This is a genomic window from Chitinimonas prasina, assembly GCF_030160395.1.
Classification (GTDB): Bacteria; Pseudomonadota; Gammaproteobacteria; order Burkholderiales; family Chitinimonadaceae; genus Chitinimonas; species Chitinimonas prasina.
In genome coordinates, this window is record NZ_BSOG01000002.1 from 38,781 (window position 1) to 54,343 (window position 15,563).

The 15,563-nt window shown below is 60.1% G+C and carries 13 protein-coding genes; 6 read left to right on the forward strand and 7 right to left on the reverse strand.

The genetic code is table 11. The features are described from left to right. Positions 1-34 precede the first annotated feature (34 nt). From QQK16_RS07505 to QQK16_RS07515, 3 genes are all read right to left on the reverse strand, one after another. The gene (locus tag QQK16_RS07505; RefSeq protein ID WP_284195829.1) at positions 35-835 is read right to left on the reverse strand and encodes a DUF2145 domain-containing protein; all 801 of its coding nucleotides are present in this window, start codon (positions 833-835) and stop codon (positions 35-37) included. Between the two features lie 132 nt (positions 836-967). Beyond that, entirely contained in the window at positions 968-1,369 is a 402-nt protein-coding gene (locus QQK16_RS07510) for a hypothetical protein (protein WP_284195830.1), read from the reverse strand. Between the two features lie 232 nt (positions 1,370-1,601). Further along, positions 1,602-3,602, reverse strand: coding sequence for a methyl-accepting chemotaxis protein (locus QQK16_RS07515; protein WP_284195831.1), 2,001 nt, complete (start codon positions 3,600-3,602; stop codon positions 1,602-1,604). Positions 3,603-3,847: 245 nt separating this feature from the next. Here QQK16_RS07515 and QQK16_RS07520 point away from each other — a divergent pair, with 245 nt between their 5' ends. The 3 genes from QQK16_RS07520 (at position 3,848) to QQK16_RS07530 (ending at position 6,584) form a co-directional block, all read left to right on the forward strand. Further along, entirely contained in the window at positions 3,848-5,044 is a 1,197-nt protein-coding gene (locus QQK16_RS07520; RefSeq protein ID WP_284195832.1) for a glycine C-acetyltransferase, read from the forward strand. 110 nt (positions 5,045-5,154) lie between these two features. Continuing rightward, positions 5,155-6,192: an L-threonine 3-dehydrogenase gene (gene tdh / locus QQK16_RS07525; RefSeq protein ID WP_284195833.1), complete on the forward strand. Its 1,038-nt coding sequence runs from the start codon at positions 5,155-5,157 to the stop codon at positions 6,190-6,192. 170 nt (positions 6,193-6,362) lie between these two features. Further along, positions 6,363-6,584: a hypothetical protein gene (locus QQK16_RS07530; protein WP_284195834.1), complete on the forward strand. Its 222-nt coding sequence runs from the start codon at positions 6,363-6,365 to the stop codon at positions 6,582-6,584. Between the two features lie 70 nt (positions 6,585-6,654). Here QQK16_RS07530 and mog read toward each other — a convergent pair whose 3' ends face one another. Further along, positions 6,655-7,224: a molybdopterin adenylyltransferase gene (mog, locus tag QQK16_RS07535; RefSeq protein WP_284195835.1), complete on the reverse strand. Its 570-nt coding sequence runs from the start codon at positions 7,222-7,224 to the stop codon at positions 6,655-6,657. After that, positions 7,217-7,810: a ribosome biogenesis factor YjgA gene (yjgA, locus tag QQK16_RS07540; protein ID WP_308447021.1), complete on the reverse strand. Its 594-nt coding sequence runs from the start codon at positions 7,808-7,810 to the stop codon at positions 7,217-7,219. Before yjgA ends, mog begins: the two co-directional genes overlap by 8 nt. A 151-nt stretch (positions 7,811-7,961) precedes the next feature. Here yjgA and pmbA point away from each other — a divergent pair, with 151 nt between their 5' ends. The 3 genes from pmbA (at position 7,962) to QQK16_RS07555 (ending at position 10,791) form a co-directional block, all read left to right on the forward strand. Beyond that, complete coding sequence (gene pmbA / locus QQK16_RS07545; protein WP_284195837.1) at positions 7,962-9,311, forward strand: metalloprotease PmbA; 1,350 nt, start codon at positions 7,962-7,964, stop codon at positions 9,309-9,311. Between the two features lie 100 nt (positions 9,312-9,411). Beyond that, positions 9,412-10,164, forward strand: coding sequence for a substrate-binding periplasmic protein (locus QQK16_RS07550; RefSeq protein ID WP_284195838.1), 753 nt, complete (start codon positions 9,412-9,414; stop codon positions 10,162-10,164). 42 nt (positions 10,165-10,206) lie between these two features. Continuing rightward, positions 10,207-10,791, forward strand: coding sequence for a PH domain-containing protein (locus QQK16_RS07555; protein WP_284195839.1), 585 nt, complete (start codon positions 10,207-10,209; stop codon positions 10,789-10,791). Positions 10,792-10,979: 188 nt separating this feature from the next. Here the strand turns inward: QQK16_RS07555 and QQK16_RS07560 are convergent, their stop codons facing one another. Beyond that, positions 10,980-12,389: an efflux transporter outer membrane subunit gene (locus QQK16_RS07560; protein ID WP_284195840.1), complete on the reverse strand. Its 1,410-nt coding sequence runs from the start codon at positions 12,387-12,389 to the stop codon at positions 10,980-10,982. Then, entirely contained in the window at positions 12,379-15,552 is a 3,174-nt protein-coding gene (locus QQK16_RS07565) for an efflux RND transporter permease subunit (RefSeq protein ID WP_284195841.1), read from the reverse strand. Before QQK16_RS07565 ends, QQK16_RS07560 begins: the two co-directional genes overlap by 11 nt. Between the last annotated feature and the right edge of the window lie 11 nt (positions 15,553-15,563).

Genomic DNA, 15,563 nt, shown 5'->3' on the forward strand with positions numbered 1-15,563 from the left:
TCCGGTCAAGGTAGGGCACGTGTCTCTTTCCTGATTATTCCAGCCGGATTACCTCACGGCTGCTCAAACTCTGCTGGGCCTGCAAAAATTCCGCAATCGATTCCACTGTGACCACGGCAATCTTACCTGCCAGGCGCTTGTTCGTCGGGTGGTCGTCAAAGGCCACGTTCTCGTTGAACAGGCGTCCACCCAGGCGGCTGAAGGTACGCAGCCGGATGATGCTGGGCTGATAGCCGCGCACTTTGAGCCATTCCTGTGCTACCTGTCTATTGTTCAGGCGCCCGGTATCATCCATCGCACCCGCCAGTGTCTCCAGCAGCCACTGATTGGAGTTCTGGTAGCGGGTGGAGAATGGGTAGGCCACCACATTGTAGCGGGCTTCATGCATGCGGCCAGGATGGCGCAAGCGCTCTGCCAGCCGGGCTTGCAGCGGTGCCGGCAGGGTCAGCAGCAGAGCCTCGTTCTCCACCACATCCAGAAAAACATTCCCCAGGCCCTCGTTATAGAGGCTGGAGCGGTCGCTATGGCACTCGTTGAGCTCATGCACCACCAGCCACTTACCTTGCGGGTGATCACGCCAGGCCAGCGCGGCATGAGAGTAACGCAGACCATACTTGCTCATGTCGCGCCCCACCCGAGCAACGATGGCAACCTGCTGCTGGGTGGTTTCCAGCCGGGTACGTACCTTGAGTGCCAGCGACAGCGCATGCTGCAGCTGGTCGGGCCGCGCGGGCAGCTCGTCGCAACCGCGCCCCGCCTGCGCAGGTAGGGCCATCAGGCAGGTGGCGGTGAACAAGACTAAGGAGGTGGTGCAAGCTGGCCTGGTGAGACGCATGCGGTGCTCCGTGTTTGGCAATACCATCGAGGCGGATAGCTACCAATAAAGCCTGTGCAGCACTTTAACGCAGGTGTTTGCAGCTGGCTCTCAGCGGTACGGCGGAGTCCGATGGTATTTTACTGGTGATGCTTATTGCACCTTGGATTGATGTAGCAGGGACTTGCCAACCTCATTGGGGATGAAGGCCACGGCTTTGCCGGATGCTATCAACGCGTGGCCGCTGGCATGGCTTGTGACCTTGATCGCTTGTCCTACGGCGACAGACGCGCCGCCTATGGCCTGGCCACTAAGCTTGACCACCACGCTGGCACCTTTGCCGGTCTGCCGCAACACCCAGACGACACCGTCACCCACCTTCTCGGCAGACTCCAGCACCAGCTCGGCACCCTCGGATACCACGACGGCGGAACCGCCGACGACGCTGGCTACACCCAGGGCAGATAAGGCTGAGCCTTCGGAAATATCGGCGGCAGCATGAGCGGGTAGGGCAAGCAGATTGCCAGCAAGCAGCAGGTAGAGCAGAGAGCGCATGGTGTACTCCATCGTGTTTGATGTCGTCTGCATAAAGACGACGCGAGCGCAGAGTAGCAGGCATGCCGTTCTTTGCCTATGCGGCGGGAATAGTTGGCAGGCGGTGTTAGGCGTCGGCGGATGCCGACCAGACGCTTGCCAGCTTGGCTGCGTGCAATGCACTTAAGCTGGCGTACTATTGAGTAAGATCGTGAACAGGCTCCCTGGCTGGGGGCAAGCCCTCCACGCAGTGTCAGACGGTAAAGTGCCGGGCTGTTTCGGCCAACCGGCTGGATAGCTTGTGCAACTGCTTTGCCGCCGCTGCACCCTCGCCAGCGGAGTTGGCATTCGACTCGCTCATATTGGCGATGGATTCAATATGCTGGGCCAGTTGCTGACTGGCACTACGCTGTTCCAGCAGGTCTTCGGCTATGGCCTTGATGGCCAAAACCATTTCTGCCGTGGTGTGATGGATGCGCTCGATAGCGCCGTTGGCGGCGTCGGCATCATGCCGGCCGGCCTCTACCGTTTGCACAGTAACCTGCATGCGGCTTACGGCTTCTTCTGCCGCATGGCGTATCACGCCGGCAAAGTTGGCAATCTCGCTGCTGGCGGTGGCAGAGCGGCCTGCCAGTTTGCGTACTTCATCGGCTACCACGGCAAAGCCGCGTCCGGCCTCGCCTGCCCGGGCAGCCTCGATGGCGGCGTTCAAGGCAAGCAAGTTGGTCTGGTCGGCGACATCACGTATGACGCTGACCACTTGGGTAATGGCAGCCGATTGCTGACCTAGCGACTCGATGGTGCGGGCGGCCAGCCCGACATCCAGTGCAATGGTGTTCATATTGCCGATGGACTGGCGTATCACGGTCCTACCCCCGGTTGCCGCCTCATTGCTGGTAAGTCCTTGCTGGCAAGCCGTATCGGCGTTGCTGGCACCATGCACGATCGAGGTACTGAGTTGCTCAATCGCTGCGGCGGCCGCAGCTACCGCATCACTCTGGGTACTGCTGGCATGGGCGACTTGTTCCACATTTTGTGCCAGTTGCTGGGCTGCCTGGGTCGATTGTTCCGCCAGGCGCAGCATCTCTACCACCAGATCACGCAGTTGGTTGCGCATCTGGGCAATGCTGGCCAGGAGGCTGCTCTGGTCACCGGACTGCAGCGGAATCTCGGTATCCAGTCGGCCTTCGGCAATGCGCTTGACGATGCCTTCGACCTGGAAGGGCTCGCCGCCAAGCTGACCGGTAATGGAGCGATACAGCGATACAAACAGCAGGGCTATGGCCAGCAGGGCCAGCACACTGGCACTGACATAGATGTTGCGCTGCGTGGCGATGCGATCCAGTCTGGCCACCAGCAGGCCATCCAGCGACTTAATACCAGCCAGTGTCAAGGTCAGTGCCTGGCTGGCACTGCTGTTGCCGCGCTGTTGTACTTTTGTGGCGTCGGCATCAAGCTGATTGCCCAGTACCGCATCGACGTGCTCGCTGACCGCCAGCATGGCGGCCTTGAGTTTCTCGGGCTGGTCTTGCAACTGAGCGGCGATGGCCATGTTGTAGCCTATGCTCTTGTCCAGATTGCCGCGCATCCCCGCATGCGCATCAAACACCAGGGGACGCAGTTCCACCAGCCGGGTACGGGCTGCATCGTCCACAGTCTTGTCGTGCAGGCTGCGCAGCAGCAGGGCGGTTTGCTCACCCAGCCTGGCCGCCAGTGTAGGCAATTTCACGCAGACGCTGTCCATCAAATAGTAGGAATCGATGTCGGGGTCCAAGGTCAGGTTGGAATTGTCGCAGGCGGTCACCATCAGGTTGAGGGTGCGATCTATCGCGGCGCTATGGAGTACTACCCGTTCCGCCGGTGGCTTGGCATCGCCACCGCGCGCTGCCAGCCAGGCACTTTTCATTTCGCCGTAGGCGCTGGTGGTCGCCAGATCGCTGCCCATCTGCTGCTCGCTGGTGGAGATCTTGGCCAGACCGGTCTCAATCCGGCTGGCGCTGTCCGTCAACTGGGCGGCAGCGTCGGGGCTGGCGGCCAGATTGCGGCGCTGTACCAGTGCCTCCAGCAGGGGTAGGGTACTTTCCAGATAGGCAACGCCCAGCCGCTCTTTGGCCGAGAAGTCGACATTGTCCTGATTGGTTCGATACAGGCTGTAGCCCAAGTAGACCAGGGCCAGCGCGGATACTGCGCCGATAAGGCCAAAGCGGGCCGGATAGCTCATGCGGCGCATGATGGTTGCGACGGAGTTGATCATGTTGCTCTCCTTGCAATCGGCACATCGCGGCGGCCACCGTCAATAGATATGACCTGAGCGGGTGAGGACTGCGCTATCCCCCATGTAGAGGATATGGTACTGCGGACATCTATTTATATTATAAATCAATGCTGAAATTTTAAGCAGTCATTCGCCAAGAGGCAGGCGGTGGCGGGTCGGTGTAAAATCCCGTTTTCTGCCCACCCGGCTACCATGCGGCCCACTAGGCCCACCCGAGGAGACCCATGAATTCCGCCTTCCTGACCCATCTGGAAACCGAACTGGCTGCTATCAAGGATGCAGGCTTTTTCAAGCCTGAGCGTGTGATAGCCAGCCACCAGCGTGCTGATATACGGCTGCGTGATGGCAGCGAAGTGCTCAATTTTTGCGCCAACAACTACCTGGGGCTGGCGGATGATCCGCGCCTGATCGCGGCGGCCAAGAAGGGGGTGGATGACTATGGCTATGGTGTGGCCTCGGTACGCTTTATCTGCGGCACCCAGTCGGTTCACAAGGATCTGGAAGGCGCCATTTCGCGCTTCCTGGGGACGGATGACACGATTCTTTACTCCAGCTGTTTCGACGCCAACGGCGGGGTGTTTGAAACCCTGTTGGGCGAGAGTGATGCCGTGATCTCGGACGAGTTGAACCACGCTTCGATCATCGACGGCGTGCGCCTGTGCAAGGCCCAGCGCTACCGCTACAAGAACAGCGACATGGCCGACCTGGAGGCGCAGTTGCAAGCGGCCGATGCGGCAGGTGCGCGCTTTAAGCTGATCGTCACAGATGGCGTTTTTTCGATGGACGGTTATATCGCCGACCTGAAGTCGGTATGCGACCTGGCCGACAAATATCATGCCTTGGTGATGGTGGACGATTCTCACGCAGTCGGGTTTGTTGGTGACAATGGCCGAGGTACACCAGAACACTGTGGCGTGGCCGACCGGGTGGATATCTACACCGGCACGCTGGGCAAGGCCTTGGGCGGCGCATCCGGTGGTTATGTGGCGGCCAGGCAGCAGATTATCGACATGCTGCGCCAGCGTTCGCGCCCCTATCTGTTCTCCAATTCTCTGGCGCCGTCCATTACTGCCGCAAGTCTGGAGGTGTTCCGCATCTTGGAGACAGATGGCGCCCGCCTGCGTGCCAAGGTCAAGGCCAATGCCGAGCTGTTCCGCAGCAAGATGAGCGCCGCAGGCTTCACCTTGCTGCCGGGCGAGCACCCTATCGTCCCGGTGATGCTGGGCGATGCGAGGTTGGCAGGCGAGATGGCGGCCAAACTGCTGGAGCATGGCGTGTACGTGATCGGGTTCAGCTTCCCGGTAGTACCCAAGGGCAAGGCGCGTATCCGTACCCAGATGAGCGCAGCCCACTCTACCGAGCATATCGAGCGGGTGGTGGCGGCCTTCACGCTGGTAGGCAAGGAACTGGGCGTGATCTGACCGGCTCAACGGATAGTTTGGGTTTTCCTGGGAGGTCTTTCACAAGAAGGCCTTCTACACTGTCGAGTGACAACACGAGCGGCGGCAAGACTGCCGATGGGAAGCAAGCGATGAAAGCATTGGTTAAAGCCGAGGCCGCCCCTGGCCTTACCCTGCAGCGTGTCAAGAAGCCAGAAGTTGGCCATAACGACCTGCTGATCAAGATACGCAAGACAGCGATCTGCGGAACCGACATCCATATCTGGAAGTGGGACGAGTGGGCGCAGAAGACCATCCCGGTCGGCATGCATGTGGGCCATGAATACGTGGGCGAGGTTGTCGGCATGGGCTCGGAGGTCAAGGGCTACCAAATCGGCGATCGGGTATCGGGCGAAGGCCATATCACGTGCGGCTATTGCCGCAACTGCCGTGCAGGCCGTGTGCATCTGTGCCGCAATACCACAGGTGTGGGGGTGAACCGCGAAGGGGCGTTTGCCGAGTATCTGGTCATTCCAGCGTTCAATGCCTTCAAGATTCCGGACGACATCCCCGACGAGATCGCTTCGATACTGGATCCTTTCGGCAATGCCACCCATACCGCGCTGAGCTTTGACCTGGTTGGTGAGGATGTGCTGATTACTGGTGCTGGCCCTATTGGCATCATGGCTGCGGCCATCGCCCGCCATGTCGGCGCCCGCCATGTGGTGATCACTGACGTGAACGAATACCGGCTGGAGCTGGCGCTCAAGATGGGGGCCAGCCGTGCGGTCAACGTGGCCAAGGAAAAACTGCCCGATGTCATGAAGGAACTGGGCATGACCGAGGGCTTTGATGTGGGCCTGGAAATGTCCGGCAACCCGCAAGCCTTCAGCGGCATGCTGGAATCCATGAACCACGGTGGCAAGATTGCCTTGCTGGGCATACCGCCGGGCACCATGGCCATCGACTGGAACCAGGTTATTTTCAAGGGCCTGATCATCAAGGGCATCTATGGCCGTGAAATGTTCGAGACGTGGTACAAAATGGCCGCCATGCTGCAATCAGGGCTGGATCTGAGCCCCATGATCACGCATCGCTTCCCGGTGGAGCAGTATGTACAGGGGTTTGAAACCATGCTGTCGGGACAATCGGGCAAGGTGATACTGGACTGGGCTGAAGCCACTGCTTGATAATCTGGCTACGGTCGGCAAAAAGCGCAGCCTGTGCTGCGCTTTTTGCTTTTTGGTCGATTCAGCCTTGATTCACCCGCTACCCCTTATAAGTAGGGTGGAGCATGCCAAGCTTGCTGCTGAGCGGCGTTGGCCTGAAAAAGAAGATTCATGAACAGAGGCGAAAATATATGACCATCCTGCGCGTACTCGCCGTCGTCTTTATTCTGGCTGGCAGCCTGGGTCTGGCCCAGCGCAGCATCGACTACACCAAGGAAACCCACGCCGCCAAGCTGGGACCGATCGAGTTCTCGGTCAAGGAGACGGAGAGCGTTGTGATCCCGCCCTGGCTCAGCGGCTCGGCAATTGCGTTGGGTGTGGTGCTGCTATTGGTGGGTGGCAAGAAGCGCTAAGCGCCCCTGCGCCCATTACTGGGTGGCTTTAAGCTTGCTTTGGGCGGGCTGGGGCCACCCGACTGCGCGGCTATTTCTTGGGGCGGAAGGCCTTGACCCGCTCTTCGTGCGTTTCGATATAGGCTGCGCCGATCAGGTCCAGGCAGTAAGGCACGGCGGCAAAGATGCCTGGTACCACGACCTTGCCTTCTCCATCGCGCAGGCCTTCCAACGTTTCCTTAATGGCCTTGGGCTGGCCGGGCAGGTTCAGTATCAGTGCCTGGCCACGTATCACCCCAGTCTGGCGCGACAGGATGGCGGTCGGTACAAACTGCAGGCTGATCTGCCGCATCTGCTCGCCAAAACCCGGCATGATGCGGTCGGCAACCGCCAGCGTGGCCTCCGGAGTGACATCGCGCGGCGCCGGGCCGGTGCCGCCTGTGGTCAATACCAGGCCGCAGGCCTCGGTATCCACCAGGGCGACCAGGGTGGATTCGATCAAGCCCTGTTCGTCCGGTATCAGTCGCTCTACCAGCTCTATGGGCGTGCTGATGGTGGCATGCAACCACTCACGCAGGCTGGGTAGCCCCTTGTCTTCGTAGACACCGCTGCTGGCGCGATCGCTGATGGAGACAAGGCCGATACGTAGTGGCTTACTCATCGTCTTCCTCGTCGTCCTCATCCTCATCATCACTCGAAGCCAGCAGTGCAGGCTCGGGGTAGAGTTCCTTGAGGAACTGGAACAAAGAGCGGAAGTGCTTGGGCGGCTTTTGTGCTGCACGTTCTGCCCTGGCGTTGCGCACCATGGTCCGTAGCTGCTGGATGTCGATCTGCGGATGTTCCTCAATCAGCTTGGCAACAGCCTTGTCATCCGCGACCAGTTCGTCGCGGGTGCGCTCCAGTTGATGCAACCAGGCATTCTGCTTGTCGTTGTCGCCCCGCAGGCTATCGAGCAGAGCTTGGATGGGCGCCGGGTCGATATCGCGCATCAGTCGGCCTATATACTGGCGCTGGCGCTTGATGGCGCCATTGGCTGTGATCTTCTGGGCATCCTTGATGGCTACCAGCAAGGCGTCTGGCAGATCCAGCTTCTTAAGTTGCAGCTTGGACAGGCCTATCAGCTCCACCCCCAGATCCTGCAGCGCCTCCACGTCGCGCTTCATCTGTGACTTGCTGACGTATTCGATTTCATCGTCAGCTTGAATATCTTGGGCTTGATCGGGTGCGGAACGGGACTTGCGGGACATGGTGGCCAGCTTGGTTATCATACGGGCTGATATGATACCGGACGTGAGCCACTAAGGCGCAGTTCCGATGCCGGACGGCGGGCATACGCCCATCCGTGCACGCTGCTGCGAGCTACAGTGCTAATCCGCCCATTCCAACAACGAGATACCTGTGACGACCTCTACCGAATCCGGTTTTTCCTATAGCCAGGCTGCCTTGCGCGAGCTGGTCGAGAATGTACTGGCAGATGCCAAGCGCCAGGGCGCGACCAGTTGCGATGTGGATGTATCAGAAGGCGTAGGCCAGAACGTCAGTGTCCGCCTGGGTGAGGTAGAGACCATAGAGTACAACCGCGACAAAGGTGTGGGTGTCACGGTCTACCTGGGCCAACGCAAGGGCCACGCCAGCACCTCGGACTTTTCTCCCCAGGCCTTGAGCCAGACGGTAAGCGCGGCGCTGGCCATTGCCCGTTATACGGCGGAAGACGATTGTGCTGGCCTGGCTGACCCCGATATGCTGGCCACTCAGTTTCCCGATCTGGATCTATACTACCCCTGGAGTTGTTCGGTAGAAGAGGCCATTGCATTGGCACAGCGCTGTGAGGCTGCCGCCAGGGCAGTCGACAGCCGCATCAGCAATTCTGAGGGGGCGACGGTATCGAGCCATGTGGGGCAGTCAGTCTATGCCAACTCGCACGGCTTTATCGGCCCGGGTATCAGCTCGCGCCATTCGATTTCTGCTGCCGTCATCGCCCAGGAAGGCGACGCCATGCAGCGCGACTATTGGTATAGCGTCGCCCGTGCCGCCAGTGATCTGGAGGATGCCGTGGCAATCGGTCGGCAGGCTGGCGAACGGGCCATTGCACGTCTGGGGGCTCGCCGTATCAAGACCGGTGATTACCGTGTTTTGTACGACCCCAGCCTGGCTGGCGGCCTGATTGGCCACATGATATCGGCAGCATCGGGCGGCAGCTTGTACCGTAAGGCCAGCTTCCTGCTCGATAGCCTGGGCAAGCCGGTGTTTTCTTCTATCGTCAACATTACTGAAGACCCATTCCTGCCGCGCGGCATGGCGAGCTCTGCCTTTGATGCAGAGGGTGTAGCCTGCGTGCAGCGTGAGCTGGTCAGTGACGGTGTGCTCAATGGCTGGCTGCTGGGTAGCTACTCAGCCCGCAAGCTGGGCATGCGCAGTACCGGTAATGCCGGGGGCGCTCACAATTTGCTGGTTAGGCCCACTGCCGGTGATTTTGGCGACATGCTCAAGCAGCTGGGCACAGGCTTGTATGTGACTGAGTTGCTGGGCCAGGGCGTTAACGGCATTACCGGTGACTATTCGCGCGGTGCAGCCGGTTTCTGGGTGGAGAACGGCCAGCTAGTCCATCCTGTGGAGGAAGTCACCATAGCCGGCAATCTGAAGGACATCTTCATGGGTATCGTAGCCATAGGCTCGGATATTGAGATGCGTGGCAGCAAGCGGGTGGGATCGATACTGGTAGAGAAGATGATGGTGGCAGGTGCCTGAACTGCCGCCTATGCGTTGAGCTTGGCGCTGAGTCCCATGGCCTACCCGCTCGTGTAGCGGGCTTGCTGCCCTGTAGTTGGTCGGCTAAAACGGGTAGGACATGATAAAAATATTCTCCAGGTGGAAGCCCGGCAGCGCCCTGTTGCTGCTGTTATCGGTTGGTGCCCAGGCGGGACCGCCCTTGCCTTTGGTCACGGGTACGGATTACCCGCCATTTGCCGATACCGCCATGCCCGGCGGTGGTATCGCCGTGCGGGTGGTGCGCGCGGCATTCGAGCGGATGGGCGAGACACCCAGGATAGATGTACTGCCTTGGAAGCGCGGCTATGTCATGGCGCTGGGTGGCCAGTACCTGGCTACTTTTCCCTATATCCATACACCTGAGCGTGAGCTGGAGTTCCACTACTCCGAGCCCATCTTCAAAGGTGGGAGCTATCTGTATACCTTGCCGGGCAAGCAGTTTGACCTGGGCAACCCCGACGCCCTCAAGGGACGATCGCTCTGCGTGCCGCATGGCTGGGGGTCGCCAGCGCAAAGCAGTGTGACCGCTGCCGTCAATCAGGGCGAGTTCCGACTGGAGCGGCCGGCAGACCTGGCCGGGTGCATGCGTATGGTGGCTGCGGGGCGGGTGGATGGGTTTACCGCGCTGGAGGCGCTGATGAGCAAGGTCAGCGAGGAGGTCGCATTGGCTGGGCGTTTCGAGCGGGCCGCCGAGCCGGTGCAGGTTGTTGAGCTGGCGCTGATTGCCCCGCGCAACAACCCGGGCTCCGCGGCCTTGCTGGCGCGCTTTAATCAAGGATTGAAACTGCTCAAGGCTGATGGTAGCTACAAGCGCCTGCTGGAAGGCCGCTGATCCGCTATGCTCCTGCAATTCTAGCTTGGAGCATTCCAACTTATGTCCTCAACTCAAGCTGTCCCAGCTTCGGCCAATCCGGCTGATGTGCCGGTGCGTGCCGTATTCAATACCTTGATCCGTCCCTATCTAGTTTGCTACGTGGGTTTTCTGCTGCTGATCACCGTGGTGGGCATCCCGCTGGCCGTTATTTGGTTCTGTGGCGTGGGCCAGTGGTGGGCGCGCCATTATTACGACAAGCTGGACTGCGAGTTGGATAGCCGTACCTTGCGTTTCCGCAAGGGCATTTTGTTCCAGGTGGAGAAGACCATACCGTTGGAAAACATCCAGGATGTGACCTTTATCGAAGGTCCGATACTGCGGCAGTTCAATCTGTCCTTGCTCCGCTTCGAGACTGCAGGGCAGAGCACGAACGCCAATGGTGAAATGCAGTTGATTGGTATCATCGGTGCGCATCAGTTCCGCACTCAGATACTGGCTACGCGCGATGCCTTGCGACGTAGCCGCGACCAGCCAAAAGCAACGACAGCAGACGAACAACTAATACTGCTGAGGCAGATTGCCGCCAACCTGGATCGACTGGTACAGCACCTGGACCGCAAGCCAGAAACAGAGACCCTCAGCTAGCCGGTTTCGCCTGGGCGTGGTCTAAGCGGCTGCTCGCGATTTAAGCTTCGACGCTGGCCCGAGATAGTCATGAACAGGCGTTGAGCGCTGCAAGGCGATACCACGGCAAGGGTTGGCTGCCTGCTGAAATGCAAAAAAAAGCCGCCCGAATCGCAAGATTGGACGGCTTTTCGTACTGCGACGCGATATTACTGGGATTGGGCCAATGTTTCATTGCTCCAACCGCCACCCAGTGCCTGGTAAACCGAGACCAGCGAGTTGACCCGGTTTTGCAGGGCCGTGACGCGATCGCGCTCGGCGGCCAAGCGGTCGCGTTCGGCATTGAGCTGATCGAGATAGCTGCTAACGCCAGCCTTGTAGCGCTTGTCAGTCAATTCCTTGACCTTGTTCTGGCTATCGGCGCGCTGCTGTGTAGCGGCCAGGGCTTCGCGTGCCGAACGGTGGCCCACCAGCGCGGCACGGGCATCGCCATAGGCTGCTCGGGCTGCCTGGGCGTAGGCTATTTCGGCGGTATTGCGGCTGGCCTTGGCAGCGGCTACCTGGGCGTCTATGCGGGCCATGCCTACCAATGGCTGCAGCAGGGCGCCGGCTGCATTCCAGGTGCGGGCTGGACTATCGAACAGATTGCTCAGCTCCAGGCTCTCGCCGCCGAAGAAACCGCTCAGGCTAAGGCTGGGGAAGTAACGTCGACGTGCCTCACCCAGGCTGGCCTCTGCTACAGCCAGCTGTGCCTCGGCACGGCGTACATCAGGCCGGCGGGTCAGCAGGTCAGCCGGCAAGCCAGCCGGAATCTCGGGTGCCTGGCTGAGTGATTCCAGTCCTGCACCGCGTGCTACCCGACCTTCCACCACCTCCTTGGGGCTACGACCCAGCAATACCGCGAGCGAGGCTTCGGCTTGCTCCCTGGCTGCAATAGCCTGGGGTAGGGCCGCTGCGACTGCAGCGCGTTCCGACTCCGTCAGCTTCAGCTCGTAATCGCTGGCTGCGCCTGCGGTAACCCGCTTTTGCTGCAGTTTCATGGCTTCGTCACGCGTGGCCAGGGTCTGCGTCAGCAGGGCGACATCGGCATCAAGCGCCAGCAGGGCAAAGTAACTCCTGGCCGTCTGAGCTGCCACGGCGGCACGCGTCGCTTCGCGGGCGTACTGGCTGGCCAGCACATTGGCAAGCGCTGCGTCCTTGGCTTTCCAGACGCGTCCCCAAAGATCGATCTCATACGATATCGAGACGCCGCCGTTGTACACCGTCGAGGTGCCGTTCTGCCCCGGTTGGGCGGTCTCATCGCTGGGGTTGCGGCGGGTGGCGTTGAGGCCCAGGTTGACGTCAGGCAGCAAGGCCACACGGGCTTGGCTCAGCGTTGCCTTGGATTGATCCACCCCTTGCAGGGCAGTCAGTACATCGGCGTTGTGGGCCAGCGCCTCGGTAACCAGTGCGTTCAGCGTCGGGTCATTGAACTGCGTCCACCAGGCAGACAGCTCGGCCGGGGCCGTTTCGGTCTGATGTTGGGGCAGCTCGAATACCGGAGGCGGGGTGGTGGCACAACCGGCCAGGCCGGCTGCCACCACCAGCGCGATCAGCGCAGGTTTCAGCTTACTTTTCATCGCGATGATCTCCTTCAACGATGCCATATTCGTTCTCGGACTTGGGCGGGATCAACTCGTCTGCTGTGGTTCGGATGCGCAGGTCGGTAATCAGCTTGTAGAACAGCGGCACAAAGAAGATGGCCAGGAAGGTGGCCGCTATCATGCCACCCACCACGCCTGTACCTACCGAGGTACGTGCGCCGGCGCCCGCGCCGCTGCTGATGGCCAGCGGCAGCACGCCCAGGATGAAGGCCATGGAGGTCATGATGATGGGGCGGAAGCGCAGCCGGGCGGCCTCGATGGCGGCAGCCGCCACAGGGTAGCCCTCGTGATGCTTCATCACCGCAAACTCCACGATCAGGATGGCGTTTTTGGCTGCCAGGCCTATCAGGGTAAACAGACCGATCTGGAAGTACACGTCATTGGTGTAGCCGCGCAGCTTCACCGCCACCAGAGCGCCGAAGATGCCGAACGGCACGGCCAGCAACACGGACAAGGGCAGGGACCATTTCTCATACTGTGCTGCCAGGATGAGGAACACCATGATGACGGCCAAGCCCAGTGCCAGCAGGGCTGCACTGGAGACCTTCTTCTCCTGGTAGGCGGCGCCGGTCCATTCATAGCTCACATCGGCCGGCAACATCTTCTTGGCCAGGGTCTCGAACTCCGCAATGGCCTGACCAGACGAATACCCAGGGCCAGCATTCCCCATCAGCTTGACGGCCGGCAGGTTGTTGTAGCGATCCACGGTATCGGGGCCGGAGGTGTATTCCACCTTGGCAAAGGCCGATAGCGGCACCATTTCGCCACGCTGGTTCTTCACATACATGCGGCCTATGTCTTCTGGACGCTTGCGATACTGGTTGTCGGCACTCATCAGCACCTGCCATGCGCGACCATACTTGTTGAAGTCGTTCACGTAATAGGTACCCAAGGTGCCGGCCAGGGTATTGAAGGCATCATTGAGCGATACCCCCAGTGCCTTGGCACGGTCGCGATCCACATCCACATACAACTGCGGCGCATTTGGCTTCCACAGGGTTTGCAGGCCGCCGCCGCCAGCGAGCACCGTGCTCTGGTGGGATGCACCCATCAGCGGGCCCATGGCTTCGACCAGCTTCTTGCTGCCGCCTTCACCACGGTTCTGCAGATAGACTTCAAAGCCACCCGTATTGCCCAGGCCGAAGATGGCGGGCGGGTTGAAGGCCAGCACCAGCGCCTCCTTGATGCCACCGGTCTTCATGAACAGCTCGCCAACCAGCTCCTGGGTGCTGACGTTACGCTCGTCCCAGTGCTTCTGGCTGACAAAGATGGTTGCCGCGTTGTTCTTGAAGCCGCCGCCGATGAAGTCCATGCCGCTGAAGGCCATGACGTGTTCGTTGGCGGGGTTGGACTGGATCGCGGCAATGACTTCCTTCACCACCTTGTCGGTGCGCTCCAGCGAGGCGCCATCGGGCAGGAACACCGCACCGATGTAATAGCCCTGGTCTTCATCCGGCACCAAGGAGCCTGGGGTGAGCTTGAACATGCCCACGGTGATGGCCACCATGCCCAGGAACAGGAAGATACCCAGCAGCGAGCGCTTCATGAAGAAGGTCACGCCACCGATGTAGTGACCGGTCATGCGATGGAACCAGTCGTTGAACCAGAGGAAAAAGCGTGCATTTTGCTTGTGCTCGCGCTTGAGCATCAGCACGCACAGGGCCGGGGTCATGGTCAGCGCGACGATGCCTGAGAGCACCACGGCAATGGAGATGGTGACGGCAAACTGGCGGTACAACTCGCCGGTCAGGCCACCCAGGAAGGCAATCGGCACAAACACGGCGCATAGCACCAGCACGATGGCGATCACCGGCCCGGTCACTTCCTTCATGGCCAGGATGGCTGCTTCACGGGCAGGTAGATGCTGCTCATGCATGATGCGTTCGACGTTCTCCAGCACCACGATGGCATCATCCACCACAATACCGATGGCCAGTACCATGCCGAACAGCGTCAGCGTGTTGATGGAATACCCCAGCATATGCAGGCCGGCGAAGGTGCCGATCAGGGATACCGGTACGGCCAGGGTCGGTATCAAGGTGGCGCGCCAGTTCTGCAGGAACAGGAATACCACCAGGAACACCAGCACCATGGCTTCTGCCAGCGTCTTCACTACTTCCTTGATCGACACTTCCACAAAGCGCGTGGTGTCGTAAGGAATGGCATAGGTCATGCCCTGAGGAAAGCTTTCGGCTGCCTTGGCAATGGCGGCCTTGACTTCATCACCCACTTGCAGGGCGTTGGAGCCAGGTTGCAGGAACACACCCATCAGCACGGCAGGTTTGCCGTTATAGGTACCGTTGAAGTCGTTATCCTTGGAACCCAGCTCGATGCGGGCAATGTCTTTCAGGCGCAGCTGGCTACCGTCGCTATTAGAGCGAACGATGACATTCTCGAACTCGGCCTCGCTCGCCAGGCGGCCCTTGGCGGTTACGGTGTAAACCATTTCCTGCCCGCCACCGGTAGGCGACTGCCCAATCTTGCCTGCGGCGAACTGGGCATTTTGCTCAGCCAGCGCGGCAGCGACTTCGGGCACGGTGACCTTGAGCTGGGTCATGCGGTCTGGCTTGAGCCAGATACGCATGGCGTAGTCCTTGGCCCCGAAGATCTGCACGCTGGTGGTACCTGGTATCTTCTTGATCGAATCCAGCACGTTGAGCGTGATGTAGTTCGACGTATAAAGATCGGTGTAGCGGCCATCAGGCGAGTAGAAAGCCAGCACCTGCAGGAAGGCAGACGAGCCCTTCTCGACGGATACGCCCTGGCGGCGGACTTCCTCCGGCAGACGGGCATCGGCCTGCTTTACCCGGTTGTTGACGTTTACCGCAGCGGTATCAGGGTTGGTGCCGATTTCGAAGGTGACGGTGATCTCCACTGCACCATTCGAGGTGGAGGTGGACGACATATACATCATGCCCTCCACCCCGGTTACTGCGTTTTCGATGGGGGCGGCCACCGTCTCGGCAATGGTTTCGGCCGAAGCACCCGGATAGAAGGCACGGATGGTGACCACCGGCGGGGCAATCTCGGGGTACTGCGCGATGGGCAGGGCGCGCATCGCCGCCAGACCCGCGAGCACCATGAAAATGGAGATCACGAAGGCGAAGATGGGCCTGTCGATAAAGAAGCGTGAAAACATGGGTCAGGTCC